Origin of the sequence: Lentzea albidocapillata (assembly GCF_000719115.1) — a bacterium.
In the GTDB taxonomy this organism is placed as follows: domain Bacteria; phylum Actinomycetota; class Actinomycetes; order Mycobacteriales; family Pseudonocardiaceae; genus Lentzea; species Lentzea albidocapillata.
Genome location: NZ_JOEA01000029.1, coordinates 96,045 through 111,997, shown reverse-complemented (window position 1 = coordinate 111,997; position 15,953 = coordinate 96,045). Strand labels below are relative to the sequence as shown.

The following is a 15,953-nucleotide window of genomic DNA, read 5'->3' as shown; positions in this document are numbered from 1 at the left end:
TGCTGTGCGGCGGGCCTCTTCGTGCTGGTGGGAGCGGGTTCGGTCAGCCCCGGCGGCGCATGGCGCGCTGGACGTTGCGCATCTTCGCGCCCGCCGGCATCGGGCCCTTGGGCAGTGCGGCGCCGCGGCTGGCCAGCGCGGCGAGGCGGGTCTCCAGCGAGTCGACCTGGGCGGCCGTGATGTTGCGCGGCAGCTTCATCAGCTTCGACTGGAGCTTCTTCAGCGGGACCTGGCCCTCTTCGGTGCCGATGATGAAGTCGTAGATCGGGGTCTCGCCGACGACGCGGGCGATGCGCTTCTTCTCCTGGGCGAGGAGCGGCTTGACGCGCTGCGGAGCGCCCTCGGCGACCAGGACGACGCCCGGCCTGCCCAGCACGCGGTGCACGGCGTCGAGCTGCGTGGTGCCCGCGACGGCGGGCGTGACGCGCCAGCGGCCGCGCAGGTTCTCGAGTGCCCAGGCGCCCGCGCCCGGCTGGCCGTCCGCCTTGCGGAAGACGTTGCTCTGGACGCGGCGGCCGAAGATGATGACGGCCAGCAGCGCGCCGAGCGCGACGCCCAGTGGCACGAACATCCACACGGCGTTGAAGACGATGCCCAGGACCACGGCGATCGCGGTGACACCGAGCAGGGCGCCCAGCATCATCGGAACGAGCGCCTTGTCCTCGCGGCGCTGCATCTTGAACGCCTCGAAGATCTGCTTGCGCCGCGCGCGTGAAGCCGCGCGACGAACCTTCGCCGCTTCCTTCGCCGCCGCCTTGTCCTGCTTACCAGCCATACCCACAGGATACTGGCCAAAATAATCGAACACAGCGGGAGCCTGACTTAGCACAGCGCGGCCATCTGCGAGACTGCCGGGCATGGACGCGTTGCTGGAGGGTCTTGATCCGGAACAGCGCGCCGCAGTCGAGGCCCCGCGCGGTCCCGTGTGCGTGCTCGCGGGTGCCGGTACCGGTAAAACGCGCACCATCACGCACCGCATCGCCTACCTGTGTCAACGCGGCCACGTCGCTCCGTCGCAGGTCCTGGCCGTCACGTTCACCAAGCGCGCCGCGGGGGAGATGCGCACACGTTTGCGTTCTCTGGACGTGCAAGGCGCACAGGCCGTGACGTTCCACGCCGCCGCCTCTCGCCAGCTGCGTTACTTCTGGCCGCGGGTCATCGGCGGTCCGCGCTGGGAGCTCGTCGACCAGAAGATCCGCGTCGTGGCCCGCGCCGCGTCCCGGCTGGGGATGCCGACCGAGTCGGACGCGCTGCGCGACCTGACGAGCGAGATCGAGTGGGCGAAGGCGTCCCTGCTGATGCCGGAGGACTACCCGGCCGCGGCCGCTCGCGCCGCGCGGGACATCCCGGCGCCCGCCGAACAGATCATGAAGCTGTACACGACCTACGAGCAGCTCAAGAACGAGGCGCAGCTGCTCGACTTCGACGACCTGCTGCTCTACACGGCGGGCGCGCTGGAGGACAACGCTGAGGTCGCGCAGGAGTTCCGCGACCGCTACCGCTGCTTCGTCGTGGACGAGTACCAGGACGTGACGCCGCTGCAGCAGCGCGTGCTCGACTCGTGGCTGGGCGCTCGCGACGACGTGACCGTGGTCGGCGACGCGAACCAGACCATCTACTCGTTCGCGGGAGCCTCGCCGCAGCCGCTGCTCAACTTCGGGCGGCGGTTCCCCGAGGCGGTCGTCGTGCGGCTGGAGCGCGACTACCGGTCGACACCGCAGGTCGTCGAGCTGGCCAACGACGTGATCAAGTGGGCGCGCGGGCGTCCGGCCGGCTCGCGGCTGCAACTGATCGGGCAGCGGCCGGACGGCCCGAAGCCGCGGTTCCACGAGTTCGACGACGAGCCGAGCGAGGCCGATGCCGTCGCGGGCCGCATCAAGACGCTGCTCGACGAGGGCGTCGCGGCGTCCGAGATCGCGATCCTCTACCGCGTCAACGCGCAGTCCGAGGCGTACGAGCAGGCGCTCGCCGGGCTCGGCATCCCGTACCTGGTGCGCGGGGGCGAGCGCTTCTTCGAGCGCGCCGAGGTGCGCCAGGCGATGATCACGCTGCGCTCGTCGGGCAATCCCGAGGGCAGCCTGCCCGAGGTCGTGCGCTCGGCGCTCGGCCGCGTCGGGCTGACCGACGAGCCGCCGACCGGTGGCAGCGCGCGGGAACGCTGGGAGTCGTTGCTCGCGCTCGTCGAGCTCGCCGAGGAGTTCGCCGCCGCCACGCCCGAGGCCGACCTGCCGATGTTCTGCGTCGAGCTGGACATGCGCGCCGAGGCACAGCACCCGCCGACGGTCGAAGGCGTGACTCTGGCGTCGCTGCACGCGTCGAAGGGCCTCGAGTGGGACGCCGTGTTCCTCGTCGGACTGGTCGAGGGCACGATGCCGATCCAGTACGCCGACGGCGACGAGGCGAAGATCGAAGAAGAACGCCGCCTTCTATATGTAGGTGTCACGCGCGCGCGTGAGCACATCTGGCTGTCGTGGGCGCTGGCGCGCGCCGCCGGTGGACGCAAGTACCGCCGCAGGTCGCGGTTCCTCTACAGCCTCGTTCCCGAGAACCACCCGGCCGCGCGGGTATCCGGTGGCGCGCAACGGCCTCCTCTCATGAAGAAGGAGAAGCCGACCTGCCGGGTGTGCGCGTCGACGCTGGTCGAGGCGCAGTCCGTCAAGCTCGGCCGATGCAGGTCCTGCCCGTCCGATGTGGACGAGGAGCTGCTCGAGTCGCTGCGCCGGTGGCGTGCGGGGCGGGCGCGGGAGCTGAAGGTGCCCGCGTACGTCGTGTTCACCGACGCGACCCTGATGGCGATCGCGGAGCAGCGACCCACGGATTCGGCCGGACTCGTCGCGATCTCGGGCATCGGCGCCTCGAAGCTTGATAAGTTCGGCGACGACGTGTTGGGCCTGGTCCGAGCCGGTGTCGGGTACTCCGCCACCTGATCGGGACAAGTTTCGTTAAATAGGTTGCGAGCCCCAGGTACGGGGTCATAACCTGCTCATGCCGGGTCCGGAGGACCCGTCTGGGGAAGAAGAACTACTACTAGCTCTCGATGCAGAGCTCTCTCGTTCCGAGGAGGTGACCCGTTGTGAAGATCTTCAGCAGCTCGCGCGCGGTCGGCCTCCCGTTGACCGAGGGTTTCTGCACGTCCGCATCCACTCAGGCCATGTGGCACACCTCTGCCCACAAGCCAGTGGCACTGCTGGGCCGCGAGCGGGGCACCGCTCTGCGCGGCACCGCTCTGGCTGGCGCCGAAGTGCGCAACGAGCAGCCGATCGCGCTGCCGGCCATCGATGACGTCGACAACTACACGAATGCGCTGTCCGCGCATCAAGTGAGAAGGCTCCTGCCGACCCCCTAGAAGGGGTCGAAGGACCACCAGGCTCACGAAAGCCGCGGACTCGTACAGAGTCCGCGGCTTTCGTGTTTTTGCAGTACCCCACACAAGGAGAAAACCCTGATGTTGACCGCGACTGTCCCGCTCACGGGCGAGGCACTTCCGGACCTCGCGGAGGGGCTCGACATCCCCTGCCGCACCCACAACCCCGACCTCTGGTTCGCTGACGCGCCTGCTGACCTCGAGAAGGCGAAGTCCTTCTGCGGGACCTGCCCGGTCCTCGCGGAGTGCCTCGCCGGCGCGATCGCACGTCACGAGCCGTGGGGCGTCTGGGGTGGAGAGATCTTCGAGCGCGGTGTCGTCATCGCGCGCAAGCGGCCCCGTGGCCGCCCGCGCAAGGACGCGACCGTTGTCACTGCCAGCAAGACGGAGGCGGCGGCGTGAACACCGTGCAGCTCAACCACAGCGCAATGCCCGCCTACCTGAACGAGGCCCTGACTCCCATGTCTCTGAATGAAGAGCTCGTGCGAATACGAATACAAGAAGCCCAGAGGTTCGCTGAAGAGCAACGCCTGGCGAACCGCCTCGCGTCAGCGCAACGTTGGCGCAGGTTGTCGCGATGGGCGGGACGCAGAGCGGCTCGCTTCGACCTCTGACAGTCTCGAGCTGAGGCCGTCATCCACGAGAAGGTGGATGGCGGCCTCGGCCGTTCCTCCGTACCGTCCCCTTTGTGCCGCACCACACTCACGACGGAATCGACTGGTCATCTCGCCTCCACGCGATGAGGCGCCACGGCTCACTGCAGGCGGAGGCGCTGTCCTCGGTCGCCCGCAGACTGGTCGCGCCCCTACCCGACTCACCGGTCGTGATGGACGTCGGCTGCGGTGCCGGCTCCATGAGCGTGCCGCTCGCCGCGGCCCTGCGAGACCACGGCGGAGGCGTCCTGGTCCTGGTCGACGCCACCCCCGAACTGCTGGACGCGGCCTGCACCGCGGCCCGCGCGGAAACCGACGGCGCCGTGTCGGTGAAGCCGGTGCTCGCCGACCTCGCCACCGAAGACCCGCTGTCGTTCGCCGGCCCGGTCGAGCTCATCTGGGGTTCCCGGGTGATCCACCACCTCCCTGATCAGTTGCGCGGAATGAAACGCCTGGTAGGGGCCTTGGCCCCCGGCGGCTGGCTGGCCCTCGCGGAAGGCGGCCTCGAAACCCGCTTCCTCCCGTGGGACCTGGGCGTCGGCTCACCCGGCCTGCAGGAACGCCTGGCCGCGGCCCGCGCGTCGTGGTTCGTGTCGATGCGCGAGAACATGACGGGCTCGGTCCGCCTCCCGGTCGGCTGGAACGTCGCCCTCGCCGACGCGGGCCTGGGCGAGATCAGCGCCTTCAGCTTCGTCGTCGACCACCCGGCCCCGGCCAAGCAACTGGTCCGCGACTGGGCGGTCGACCGCCTGACCTGGCTGACCGAGATCACCGGCGCCCACCTGCACCCCGCCGACCGCGACGCACTTCGCCGCCTGCTCAACCCGTCCGACTCGGAGTACGTCGGCGCCCGCGAGGACGTGTTCCTGTTGGAAACCGACACCGTTCACGTGGGGCGGCGCCGGTGACCGCTGGTTCGGAGCCGGCAGGTGGGTCGAAGTCGGTGACTGCTGAGGCGGAGCCGGTATCCGCTGGGGCGGAGCCGGTGCCCGCTTGCCACAGATGCGGGCGGCTGCGTTCCTCCGTTTCTGACCTCGAGTTCCTGGCCTGGTCGTCGGAGCGGACCGGTGGGTCTCTCCGGTGGTTGTGTCAGGTGTGCTCGAAGACCCACGTACGGGACATCGAGGGCAAGCTGCCGGACGAGTACTGGCGCTGACTCACCTGAGGTCGCGGATCGCGCGCGAGGTCAGATCGCGCCTGACTTGAGGTGGCGATCGGGTTGAGGTGGCGCTGGACTGAAGTGGCAGCCGCCCAGTTGAGTGGCGCGAGCTCGTGAGGGTGAGCCGCTGGGTCAGGTAGTGCAGGACCCTGAACACGGGGCGTTGGTCGGGCGGCGAAAGGCCGTGAGGCGAGACGGCGTGGGGCCAGCTGGAGCAAGCGCCAGGCAGGCATGAGTTCCGGATCGCGCGGGTTCGCCGCCTCCGATGACCGGCTCGGATTGCCCTTACTGCGCGAGTACGCAGTACCCAGCATGCGCGCTGACCTGCAGTATCAGGGGCGCAGGCGGTGAGCCGTTCAGTGCCGAAGAGTCGACTCGTCGCTAGGCAGGAAACCTCCCTCCGTCGCTCATGCGCACGGCGCGCCCGGCGCTGACCTGCGGTCAGGTCGGGTACAGGTGGCACAGGGCCTGTCTGACCAGGGCCGTTCCTCGGCGGCTGCTCACCCGTAACTCCTCCCGGAGTTCCGCTGGCGTGCACAACCGCGCGCTCACCACGGCGTCGAGGATTTCTGCGATGGCGCGCGGGTTCAGTTCCCGCCGGGCCAGGTCGAGAGCGGCCCGCGCGGCACCCGCGAGCCTCAGGCCGTGGCGTTCCACCACGGCCGGCGGGCGGGTGGTGCGTTCCAGCAGAATCCACGGATTCGCTCTTCGCACATTGCTTCCCGCGAGGACGTGAATGTGCCTGGGAAGGGGAAGTGCGGCTCCTTGGCGAACCAGTGCGTCGGCTCCTGTGATCACCGAAGAAGGCCCGGCGAAGGAAAGGACGGCGCGCAGTCTGTCGAGGCGAGTGGCCGGGGACGGGGTGGTCAGAACTACGCCGGGCAGCAGCCGCTGCCATGAGCCGGCGGGGGTGCAGTGGCGCAGGACCTCCCGTGCGGAGATCCCGGATTTGCGCAGCTCAGCGGTGGTCGCGATGGGTGCCATGGGTTCATCGTGGCGTAGCCGGCAGGGGTCGAAGGGGGCTGAGGGCCAAGCTGTGGATAACTTGGCCTGGGTTCACCCGGACGAGTTAGTCGGCGAATCCCGGTTGCCACCGTGAAACGATTTCGTGCGCGGTCACGTGGGCGTCGAGTTGGCAGAGAATGCCTGTCGCGCCCATTGTCACGCGGTGAATCAGCAGGTACTGGGGCGGCAGGTTCAAAGAGCGGCCCGTCTGTGAATCCGGGCTGCGCAGGTCGCCCACGCGTTCGGCCTGCGACTGCAGCCAGCGGCGGGTGAAGTGGAACGACTCGGTGCGCAGCGGCTCCACGAACGGTGTCAGGTAGCCGAGCACGTCCTCGCCGTGCAGTTCCATGCCCTCGCGGATGAAGTTCTCGGTGCGCAGCAGTTCGACGAGGTCGGCGGAGCGGCCGTCGAGGGCCAGCCTGGTCATCAGGCCCAGCGTCTTGGGCAGGCCGTCCGGCAGGCGGGCCACGGCGCCGAAGTCGATCACGCGCAGGCGGCCGTCGTCGCCCAGCATGAAGTTGCCGGGGTGCGGGTCGGCGTGCAGCAGGCCGGAGCGGGACGGGGCCGAGAAGTGGAACTCGGCGAGCAGTTGGCCCGCCAGGTCGCGGTCCTCGGCCGAGCCCTCGCGGATGATGTGCGACAGGCCCACGCCGGAGGTCCACTCGGTCACCATGACCTTGGGTGCCGAGGCGATGACGCGGGGGACCAGCACGTGCGGGTCGTTCTCGAAGGCCTTCGCGAACGTGCGCTGGTTCGTGGCCTCGTCGCGGTAGTCGAGCTCCTCCAGGTACCTGTCGCGCAGCTCCTCCAGCAACGGGCGCACGTCGGCGCCGGGCATGATCGCCTGCAGCAGGCGGCTGAACCGCAGCAGCTGCTTGAGGTCGGCGCGCAGGGCCTCGTCCGCGCCGGGGTACTGGACCTTCACCGCCACGTCGCGGCCGTCGTGCCACACCGCGCGGTGCACCTGGCCGATGGACGCCGACGCGGCCGGTTCGTCGTCGAACTCCTGGAAGCGCTTCGTCCAGGACGCGCCCAGCTGTTCGGCGAGCACGCGGTGCGTGGTGCGGGCGGGCATCGGCGGGGCCGCGGTCTGCAGCTTCGTCAGCGCCTCGCGGTACGGGGCCGCCAGCTCGTCGGGGACCGCCGCCTCGAACACGCTCAGCGCCTGCCCGAACTTCATGGCGCCGCCCTTGAGCTGGCCGAGCACCGCGAAGACCTGCTCCGCCGTCTTGGCCGTCACCTCGGCGTTGACCTCGTCGGCCGCGCGTCCGGTCAGTCGCTTCCCCCAGCCACCGACAACCCGGCCGGCCACCCCGAGCGGGAGGCTCGCCAGCTTGGCGGTGCGCTGCACGGCCTTGCGCGGAATCTCGGTCACTCGGCCATGTTATGTGCGGAGCACTGACAGTCCGGGTGCGGATACCAGCTTCGCCTCTCAGCAACACCGGACATGAGGTCGAGCTCGAGAGTGGCGTTCACCACGGGCGGAGGGACTTGATCGCGGCCGCGGACGTAGCTCAGCGACTCCAGGACCTGCGCCACCGCCAGCGCCGCCGTTCCCGACGCGAACAGCACGTCGGTCGAGGCAGGCCGGCCGACGAGCTGCGCGGCGATGACGGGCCACGCCGGATCTTGGTCGGTGCGGTGCAGGTCCGCGCAGTTCAGGCACGAAGAACGACCAGGCAGGACCAACGGCCCCACGATGCCCACGCCCTCACGCACACGCACGGCCAGATGCGGCGTCCGGAACGCCATCAGCGTGCTCACGAGGTTCGGATCGGGGATGAGCGTCGCCGCCAGCACGGTCAGATCGGCGTTGTGTGCGAGCTGAACGCTGGATTCCGCCAGAAGCGAAGTAATCGAAAGCGCGAGGTGGCCGGACCCGTGCACGGCGACCGTCCCACCCTTCGCCAGCGGACCGTCGTCGAGCAGACCGGCCTCTTCGAGCGAGGAGAGAACTTCACCCAGCTGGGTGGGGTTCCCGCCGCGGCTTTTCAGCCTTTCACCCAGTTCAGCGACAGTGTGCCGGCCGTCGAGGGTGATCAGTTCGTCGACCAGAGCCTCGGGCAGCGAGTCGATCACGACGGCGTGCTTCGGGTCGGTGCCGACCTGGACGACGCCGGGGGCTCTGCGCACCACGGCCAGTCCTGCGCGCACGCGAGGTCTTGTGTCCACGTCGGCAAGACTGGCAGGGGGCGTGGCCCCCTGCCAGCGCAAACGTCAGACCTTGGCCTTGCCGAGGATCCGCGTCATCTTCGTACCGCAGACAGGGCAGGTGCCCTTCGCCATGCGCCGCCCATTGGTCTCCTCGACGTTGCCGTCGAAGTCGCGCTTCTCGCGACACTTGACGCAGTAGCCGTTGTAGGTGTCGGCCACAGCCCCTCCCTTGCAGTTGTGAGTGCGGACACACTCGGGGACCTTGGCGCGACGGTACCTCCGCAGGCGTGCGAAATCCCGCATGTCGATCCCGCGCGTGTCCAGCCGCCGTTCGGTGGAACTTCACCCGCCGGGTGCGCGCCTGCCGCCGGTTGGGGGCCGAAAATTGTCGGTGACGCCGTTTACGGTGACTCCATGGCCGAACCGCGGGTGGAAGTGCGGCGGAGCCCCCGGCGCCGCCGCATGGTCAGCGCGTACCGGGAGGGCGACACCGTCGTCGTCCTTCTGCCGGCACGGATGACCAAGGGGGAAGAGAAGCACTGGGTGGCGGAGATGTTGAGCCGCCTCCAGCGCAGTGAGACGCGCAGGAAGTCCCCTGCGCGCACATCGGACGAGGCGCTGATGGCGCGGTGCGCCGAGCTTTCGGCGCGCTACCTCGACTCGCTGGCGGAGCCGGTGAGCGTGCGCTGGGTGCCGCCCATGCGCACGCGCTGGGCCTCGTGCACGCCGACAGAGGGCACGATCCGCGTGTCCGAGCGGCTGCGCGAAGTGCCGCCGTGGGTGCTCGACTACGTGCTGGTGCACGAACTCGCGCACCTGCTGGTGCCAGGGCACGGCAAGGACTTCTGGGAGTGGGTCCACCGCTACCCGAAGACCGAGCGGGCCATGGGCTACCTGGAGGGTCTCTCGGCCGCCGCAGGCCTGGGGATCACCGAAGACTGAGCGGCCGGCAGGGGCGAGGTGCGCTCGCCGTCCCCTTCGCTCAGGTGTTCTTCTGGGGGCCGAGCCCCCAGACCCCACGCCGGGGGCGAGCCCCCGGACCCCCGAGAACGCAGCGCGCCCGGTGAGAAAAGTTCCCACCGGGCGCGTCGTTCAGATGCTGGTCAGGGCTTGTCGGGCTGGCCGCCGTCCTTGCCCTCGTCCTCGCGCATGGTGCGTTCCAGCTCGGCGATCGGGTCCTCCAGCGCCTTGCGGGTGTTCGTCAGGCGCTCCGCGAACCCCAGCGGGTCGTCGAGGTCCTCGGCGGTCGGGACGAGCTCGGCGTGCTCCCACACGCTGTCGCGCACCTCGACGCCGTGCTGGTCGCCGACCAGCTTCCACAGGGCCGAGGCGGCCCGCAGCTTGCGCGGGCGCAGCTCCAGGCCCACGAGCGTCGCGAACGTCTGCTCGGCCGGGCCACCGGAGGCACGGCGGCGGCGCAGCGTCTCGCGCAGGGCCGCGGCGCCGGGCAGGCGGTCGGAGACGGCGGCGTCGACCACGACGTCCACCCAGCCCTCGACGAGCGCGAGGAGCGTCTCCAGGCGGTTCAGCGCCGCCTTCTGCTCCGGGGTGGTCTGGGGTTCGAGCAGGCCGGAGCCCATGGCCTCCTCGATGGAGGCGGGGTTCGACGGGTCGATCTGGCCGGCGAGCTGCTCCAGGGCCGAGGTGTCGACCTTGATGCCCTTGGCGAACTCCTCGACGGTGTCGAGCAGGCGCTGCCGCAGCCACGGCACGTGCGTGAAGAGGCGCTGGTGGGCGGCCTCGCGGGCGGCGAGGAACACCATGACCTCGGACGCGGGCCGCTCCAGGCCCTCGGTGAACTTCTCGATGTTCGCCGGCAGCAGGGCCGCGGTGCCCTCGGGGCCGAGCGGCAGTCCGACGTCGGTCGAGGTCAGCACCTCGGCGCCGAGCTGGGCCAGCGCGTTGCCGAGCTGCGAGCCGAACGCCATGCCGCCCATCTGGCCGAGCATCGCCAGCAGCGGGCCGGCCGCCTGCTTGGCCTCGGCGGGCATCGCCTCGACCCAGGCGCCGGACATGCGCTGCGCGACCGGGTCGCACAGGCGTTGCCAGGTCGGGATGGTGCGCTCGATCCAGTCTCGCGCGGTCCACGCCTGCGTGGTGCGGGTGCCGGCGGGCAGCGACGTGACCGGGTCGAGCCACATCTCGGCCAGGTGCACGGCGTCGGTGACCGCGCTCGACTGGTCGGCGGCGAACCCGATCGTGGTCGTCGACGAGGACAGCTGCTGGAACGCGATCTGCTTGGCGAGGTCGTAGTTCACCGGCCCGCTCGACGAGCCCGCGTTGCTCAACATCGAGCCCAGTTGGCTCAGCATGTCGCCCAGCTGGCTGAAGTCGAACGGGTTGTCTCCCGGCTTCCCGCCCTTGTCGTCGGGGTCGTCGGGGCGGAACCCGAACGGCACGTCACTCATGCCTCTACCGTACGCGGACAGACATGGTCGTACGCTGTTCAGCCGTGAGTGAAACCGTCACGACCGCACCCCCACCCGCGCCCCCGCCGAGGGAACGCGGACTGACCCGCCGGACGTGGACGCTGATCGTCAGCTTCCTAGTGGTGGCGGCGCTCGGACTGCTCGGCGGTTTCGCCAGAGTCCCGTACGTCGCGCTGGGCCCCGGCCCGACCTACGACGTGCTCGGCCAGGTCAAGGACGCCGACGTGGTGTCGGTCGAGGGCCAGGACACCTTCCCCACCAAGGGGACCCTGCGCATGACGACGGTCTCGCTCACCGACGACGTGTCGCTGTTCGGCGCGCTGGGTCTGTGGTTGTCCGGCCGCTACGCGCTGGCGCCGCGCGAGGAGTTCTTCAAGCCCGGCGAGTCGGAGCAGCAGATCCAGGAGAACAACGAGCGCGCGTTCAGCGAGTCGCAGACCGCAGCCGAGGTCGCGGCGCTGCACTACCTCAAGTATCCGGGCATGGTGATCGCGAACCAGGTCACCAAGGGCAGCCCGGCGGAGAACGTGATCCCGCTCGGCTCCCGCATCATCTCGGTCAACGGCAAGCAGGTGCAGAGCGCCGCCGACGTGAGCAGCTCGCTGGAGAACACCAAGCCCGGCGACCGCATCGAGGTGGCGTTCGAGAAGGACGGCACCTCCCAGTCGACCCAGCTCACCCTCGGCACCCGCGACGACGGCCGCCCGGCGGGCTTCATCGGCATCTCGCCGGTCGACCGCGCCGACGTGCCGTTCAAGATCAAGATCAGCCTCTCCGACGTGGGCGGACCCTCGGCCGGCCTCATCTTCGCGCTGGCGATCGTCGACAAGCTGACGCCGGGCGAGCTCAACGGCGGCAAGGCCATCGCGGGCACCGGCGAGATCACCGGCGACGGCACCGTGAAGCCCATCGGCGGCATCGCCTTCAAGATGGTCGCCGCGAAGGAAGCGGGCGCGTCGGCGTTCCTCGTGCCGGCCGACAACTGCGCGGACGCGAAGCAGCAGGCCCCCTCCGACCTCAAGCTGATCAAGGTCGAGAACCTGACGGACGCCGTGTCGTCGCTGGAGGCGCTCAACGCCGGCAAGGACACGCCGAGCTGCTGACTCCAGCGGTCGTCGCTGTCCGCTTGCCGCGAACATCAGGCAACGACATCACAACCCCGGCGCGGTCACGCGCCGGGGTTGTGCCAGCCTGGGGAGGTGACGACTAGGGCCGCAGCGTGGCGAGCAGGGCGTCGGTGAGGTTGGGCGCCAGTTCGGGGTGCTCGACGAACTCCTCTGGCACCTCGACCGTCCCGCGCAGCCTCAGCACGCAGGACACCGAGCCGTCGCGCAGCACCGCCGCCACCAGGCGCGCCTCGCGGCGGGCGGGGTGTTCGGCGGCGAAGCGGCGGGCCGCCTCGTCGTCCAGTTCGCCGTGGCTCAGTTCCGTCTCCGCCTCCGGCGGCAGGACGACGATCTCCTGGGCCAGGGCGCACCCGGTGACGGCAGGGGGCCACTCGATGCCCGCGAGCGCGTCGCCCAGATCGCCCGAAAGTTCGTCCTGGGCGATCGGGGTCAGCGGGCTCGAGTGCGGGTCGAGCTGGTCCCGCAGCTCCGGCTGCTGGTCGAGCAGGTCTGAGGTGGCCACTAGGGCGAAGAGTTGCGGTGGCTGCTCCCAGCCGCCTGCCGCTACGAACTCCTCAACCTCGCGGGCGACCGTCGGGAGGATGACCGCTGGCGTTTCACTCGCTGACACGCGTGTCATCGTAAGACTGCGGACTTCACGGGAACCCAGGGCGTCGTCCGTAGAGTTGGACTAAACGTACGTATCGATTTACCGCGATCCAGGAGCGTGCCTCGTGGCCACACGGCCTCCGGTCGGACTGCCGAAACTGTCCCGGCGCAGCCGAATACTGCTCATCGTGGGTGTTGTGCTTTTGTTCGGTCTCATCACGGGATCGCGGCTGCTCGACACCTACGTGAACTGGCTGTGGTTCGGCGAGGTGAAATTCCGCGACGTCTACAGCACAGTCCTGCTCACCCGCCTGTCGCTGTTCGTGGCCGTCGGGGCCGTGGTCGGCGGCATCGTCGCGCTGAACCTCTTCCTCGCGTACCGGGCTCGGCCGGTGTTCGTGCCGGTGTCCGGGCCCGATGACCCGGTGGCGCGCTACCGCACCGTCGTGATGGGGCGGGTGCGGTTCTTCGCGATCGGCATCCCCGTCTTCGTCGGGCTGATCGCGGGCGCGTCGGCGCAGGCCGACTGGCAGCAGGTCCAGCTGTTCCTGAACTCCCAGCCGTTCGGCGTGACCGACCCGCAGTTCGGGCACGACATCGGCTTCTACGCGTTCCAGCTGCCGTTCTACGAGTGGCTGCTGTCGTGGCTGTTCATCACGGTCGCGGTGTCGTTCATCGGCGCGGTCATCGCGCACTACCTCTTCGGCGGCATCCGGCTGGCCGGTCGCGGCGGCCAGCTCTCGGGCCCCGCGCGGCTGCACCTGGCGCTCGTCGCCGGCATGTTCGTGCTGCTCAAGGCCGCCGCGTACTTCTTCGACCGGTACGCGCTGCTGCTGCATGACACCGCGAAGTTCGTCGGCGCGAGCTACACCGACCTCAACGCGGTGCTGCCGGCCAAACTGATCCTGATGTGCATCGCGGTGTTCTGCGCCGTCGCGTTCTTCGCGGGCGCGTTCATGCGCAACGTGCAGCTGCCCGCCATCGCGACCGTCCTGCTGGTGCTGTCGAGCGTGCTCGTCGGTGCGGCGTGGCCCGCGGTGCTGGAGCAGTTCTCGGTCAAGCCGAACGCCATCCAGAAGGAAGCCGAGTCGATCACCCGCAACATCGCGGCGACGCGGCAGTCGTTCGGGCTGACCGAGGACAAGGTCGAGACGAAGCCCTATGAGGGCAAGCAGAACGTCACCAACGACCAGATCAAGTCCAACGACGCGGCGACGCTGGGCAACATCCGCCTGCTCGACCCGGCCGTGCTGGCGCGGACCTTCACCCAGTTCCAGCAGTTGCGGCCGTTCTACGGGTTCCCGAACAAGCTGGACGTCGACCGGTACACAGTGGACGGAAAGCTGCGCGACTACATCGTCGCGGTGCGTGAGCTGAAGCTCGACAGCCTGCCGCAGGGCCAGCGAGACTGGATCAACCAGCACCTCGTCTACACGCACGGCAACGGCTTCATCTACGCCGAGGCGAACAAGGTCAACGCGGTCGCGGACGAGACCAACGGCGGCTACCCGGACTTCAAGGCCAGCGAGGTCAAGTCCAACGGCGAGGTCGGCAACGTGCCGAACGGCATCAAGGTCGACCAGCCCCGCACGTACTACGGCGAGCTGTTCGGTGTGACCGACTACTCGATCGTCGGTGGCCGGCCGCAGGGTGCGCCGGCGGAGTACGACACGGACGCCAAGGCCTACACCTACACCGGTTCCGGTGGCGTCCCGGTCGGCAGCCTGTTCAACAAGCTCGCGTTCGCTGCCTATTACGGCGAGCGGAACATCCTCTTCAACCAGTCGATCGTGGACGAGTCGAAGATCCTGTTCAAGCGGACACCGCGCGACCGCGTGCAGTCCGTGGCGCCGTGGCTGACGGTGGACAGCGACCCGTACCCGGCCGTCGTGAACGGCCGCATCACGTGGATCGTCGACGGCTACACGACGCTCGACAGCTACCCGTACGCGCAGCGCACGCAGCTGGGTGATGCGACGAACGACTCGCTCACGGCGGACGGCGTGGTGATCTCGCAGGTCAACAAGCCGGTCAACTACATCCGCAACTCGGTCAAGGCCACTGTGGACGCGTACGACGGCACGGTGAGCCTCTACCAGATCGATGACAAGGACCCGGTCCTCAAGGCGTGGATGGGCGTCTTCCCGGGCACGGTGAAGCCGGGCAGCGAGATCTCCAACGAGCTGCGCCAGCACTTCCGCTACCCCGAGGACCTGTTCAAGGTGCAGCGGCAGATGCTGTCGAAGTACCACGTCTCGTCGCCGTCGGACTTCTACTCCGGTGTCGGCTACTGGGAACCGCCGCAGGACCCGACGATCGACAACGCGACCACGGTGGACGCCCAGCGCGACGCAGCGAGCAAGCGCCGGGACCGCCAGCCGCCGTTCTACGTGCTGGCCGGTGACCCCAACGATCCGAAGAAGGTCAGCTTCCAGTTGCAGAGCCCGCTGGTCCGGGAGAACCGCGAGTTCATGGCGGCCTATGTCTCGGCCGCGTCCGACCCGGACAACTACGGCAAGATCAGCGTGCTGCAGCTCAACCAGGACGCCAAGGGCCCGCAGCAGATCCAGACGCAGTTCCTCACCTCGGACAACGTCAGCCGCGAGCTCAACCTGCTGACCCAGCAGAAGACGACTGTCGTCTACGGCAACCTGCTCACCCTCCCGGTGGGCGGCGCGCTGCTCTACGTCGAACCCGTCTACATCGAGCGCGCGTCGAACAACACGTCGTACCCGCAGCTGTCCAAGGTGCTCGTCTGGTACGGCGACCGGGTCGGCTACGCGTCCACGTTGAACGAGGCGCTGGACCAGGTGCTCAGCGGAGCCGGCTCGGTCGTGCCGCCGCCGAGTGACAACAACGGCAACGGCCAGAACACCACGCCACCGACGACCACGCCGCCCACCAACAGCGCGCTGAGCCCTGACCTGCAGAAGGCGATCACCGACATCGACGCGGCGCTGGCCGACATCAAGAGGGCCCAGCAGAACAGCAACTTCACCGAGCTCGGCCAGGCGTACGCCAAGCTGGACGACGCCACGAAGAGGTTCAAGCAGTACAACACCGGGGCACCGGCAGCGCCGCCGACAGGCCAGTCGTCGGTTGTGCCGAGCCCCACACCGTCCGGCTGACCTCACGATTTGCTTTATCCGCTCCGCCCCGCGTAAGGTTCTATTCATACCGACGCGGGGTGGAGCAGCTCGGTAGCTCGCTGGGCTCATAACCCAGAGGTCGCAGGTTCAAATCCTGTCCCCGCTACAAAGTTGGGAAAGTCCTGTCTGCGGAGATCGCAGACAGGACTTTTTCGCATTTACATTGGGGGCGGAGCCCCCAAACCCCACCCCGGGGGCAAGCCCCCGGACCCCCGGCCTGCCTTGCCTTCGGCATTGGCAGGCCCACCTCTCGCGTCAGCTTTCCCCGGCCTTGCCTTCGGCGTCGGCTGACAAACACCTCGCGCCTCGCCTCGCCTTCGGCGTC

At 69.0% G+C, this 15,953-nt stretch carries 14 protein-coding genes and 1 tRNA gene; 8 read left to right on the top strand and 7 right to left on the bottom strand.

What is annotated here, in order from left to right; genetic code table 11:
* Positions 1 to 43 precede the first annotated feature (43 nt).
* Positions 44 to 775, bottom strand: a complete 732-nt coding sequence (locus tag IG04_RS0137690; protein ID WP_030481536.1) for a DUF4191 domain-containing protein — start codon at positions 773 to 775, stop codon at positions 44 to 46.
* A gap of 82 nt (positions 776 to 857) precedes the next feature.
* Here IG04_RS0137690 and IG04_RS0137685 point away from each other — a divergent pair, with 82 nt between their 5' ends.
* From IG04_RS0137685 to IG04_RS0137670, 4 genes are all read left to right on the top strand, one after another.
* A complete protein-coding gene (locus IG04_RS0137685) occupies positions 858 to 2,927 on the top strand; it encodes an ATP-dependent DNA helicase UvrD2 (protein WP_030481535.1) in 2,070 nt (689 codons plus the stop codon).
* A gap of 146 nt (positions 2,928 to 3,073) precedes the next feature.
* Entirely contained in the window at positions 3,074 to 3,346 is a 273-nt protein-coding gene (locus tag IG04_RS0137680) for a hypothetical protein (protein WP_030481534.1), read from the top strand.
* Positions 3,347 to 3,445: 99 nt separating this feature from the next.
* On the top strand, positions 3,446 to 3,766 hold the full coding sequence (locus tag IG04_RS0137675; protein ID WP_030481533.1) for a WhiB family transcriptional regulator: 321 nt from the start codon (positions 3,446 to 3,448) through the stop codon (positions 3,764 to 3,766).
* A 337-nt stretch (positions 3,767 to 4,103) separates the two neighbouring features.
* Positions 4,104 to 4,925 (top strand): class I SAM-dependent methyltransferase, encoded by an 822-nt coding sequence (locus tag IG04_RS0137670; protein WP_173850008.1) that lies wholly within the window; start codon positions 4,104 to 4,106, stop codon positions 4,923 to 4,925.
* 692 nt (positions 4,926 to 5,617) lie between these two features.
* Here IG04_RS0137670 and IG04_RS46935 read toward each other — a convergent pair.
* The 4 genes from IG04_RS46935 to IG04_RS47415 all read right to left on the bottom strand — a co-directional run bounded on the left by IG04_RS46935 (position 5,618) and on the right by IG04_RS47415 (position 8,554).
* Positions 5,618 to 6,160, bottom strand: coding sequence for a hypothetical protein (locus IG04_RS46935; RefSeq protein ID WP_036016695.1), 543 nt, complete (start codon positions 6,158 to 6,160; stop codon positions 5,618 to 5,620).
* Positions 6,161 to 6,245: 85 nt separating this feature from the next.
* Positions 6,246 to 7,556 (bottom strand): ABC1 kinase family protein, encoded by a 1,311-nt coding sequence (locus IG04_RS0137660; RefSeq protein WP_030481530.1) that lies wholly within the window; start codon positions 7,554 to 7,556, stop codon positions 6,246 to 6,248.
* On the bottom strand, positions 7,553 to 8,353 hold the full coding sequence (locus IG04_RS0137655; protein WP_144065568.1) for a hypothetical protein: 801 nt from the start codon (positions 8,351 to 8,353) through the stop codon (positions 7,553 to 7,555). The genes IG04_RS0137660 and IG04_RS0137655 overlap by 4 nt, the downstream gene beginning before the upstream one ends.
* Positions 8,354 to 8,398: 45 nt before the next feature.
* The gene (locus IG04_RS47415; RefSeq protein ID WP_169746029.1) at positions 8,399 to 8,554 is read right to left on the bottom strand and encodes a DUF5679 domain-containing protein; all 156 of its coding nucleotides are present in this window, start codon (positions 8,552 to 8,554) and stop codon (positions 8,399 to 8,401) included.
* A gap of 195 nt (positions 8,555 to 8,749) precedes the next feature.
* On the opposite strand from IG04_RS47415, the gene IG04_RS0137645 reads away from it, so the two are divergent.
* Positions 8,750 to 9,277 (top strand): M48 metallopeptidase family protein, encoded by a 528-nt coding sequence (locus IG04_RS0137645; RefSeq protein ID WP_030481528.1) that lies wholly within the window; start codon positions 8,750 to 8,752, stop codon positions 9,275 to 9,277.
* 161 nt (positions 9,278 to 9,438) lie between these two features.
* On the opposite strand, the gene IG04_RS0137640 is transcribed toward IG04_RS0137645, so the two are convergent.
* Positions 9,439 to 10,743 (bottom strand): zinc-dependent metalloprotease, encoded by a 1,305-nt coding sequence (locus IG04_RS0137640; RefSeq protein WP_030481527.1) that lies wholly within the window; start codon positions 10,741 to 10,743, stop codon positions 9,439 to 9,441.
* A gap of 44 nt (positions 10,744 to 10,787) precedes the next feature.
* Here IG04_RS0137640 and IG04_RS0137635 point away from each other — a divergent pair, with 44 nt between their 5' ends.
* The gene (locus tag IG04_RS0137635) at positions 10,788 to 11,867 is read left to right on the top strand and encodes a YlbL family protein (RefSeq protein WP_245816511.1); all 1,080 of its coding nucleotides are present in this window, start codon (positions 10,788 to 10,790) and stop codon (positions 11,865 to 11,867) included.
* A 103-nt stretch (positions 11,868 to 11,970) separates the two neighbouring features.
* Here the strand turns inward: IG04_RS0137635 and IG04_RS0137630 are convergent, their stop codons facing one another.
* Positions 11,971 to 12,510 carry a PPA1309 family protein gene (locus IG04_RS0137630; RefSeq protein WP_030481525.1) on the bottom strand — a complete coding sequence of 180 codons (540 nt, stop codon included), beginning with the start codon at positions 12,508 to 12,510 and terminating at the stop codon, positions 11,971 to 11,973.
* Between the two features lie 94 nt (positions 12,511 to 12,604).
* Here IG04_RS0137630 and IG04_RS0137625 point away from each other — a divergent pair, with 94 nt between their 5' ends.
* Together IG04_RS0137625 and IG04_RS0137620 are read left to right on the top strand one after the other, a co-directional pair.
* Complete coding sequence (locus tag IG04_RS0137625) at positions 12,605 to 15,607, top strand: UPF0182 family protein (RefSeq protein WP_030481524.1); 3,003 nt, start codon at positions 12,605 to 12,607, stop codon at positions 15,605 to 15,607.
* Positions 15,608 to 15,660: 53 nt separating this feature from the next.
* Positions 15,661 to 15,734, top strand: a tRNA-Met gene (locus tag IG04_RS0137620).
* Positions 15,735 to 15,953: the final 219 nt, after the last annotated feature.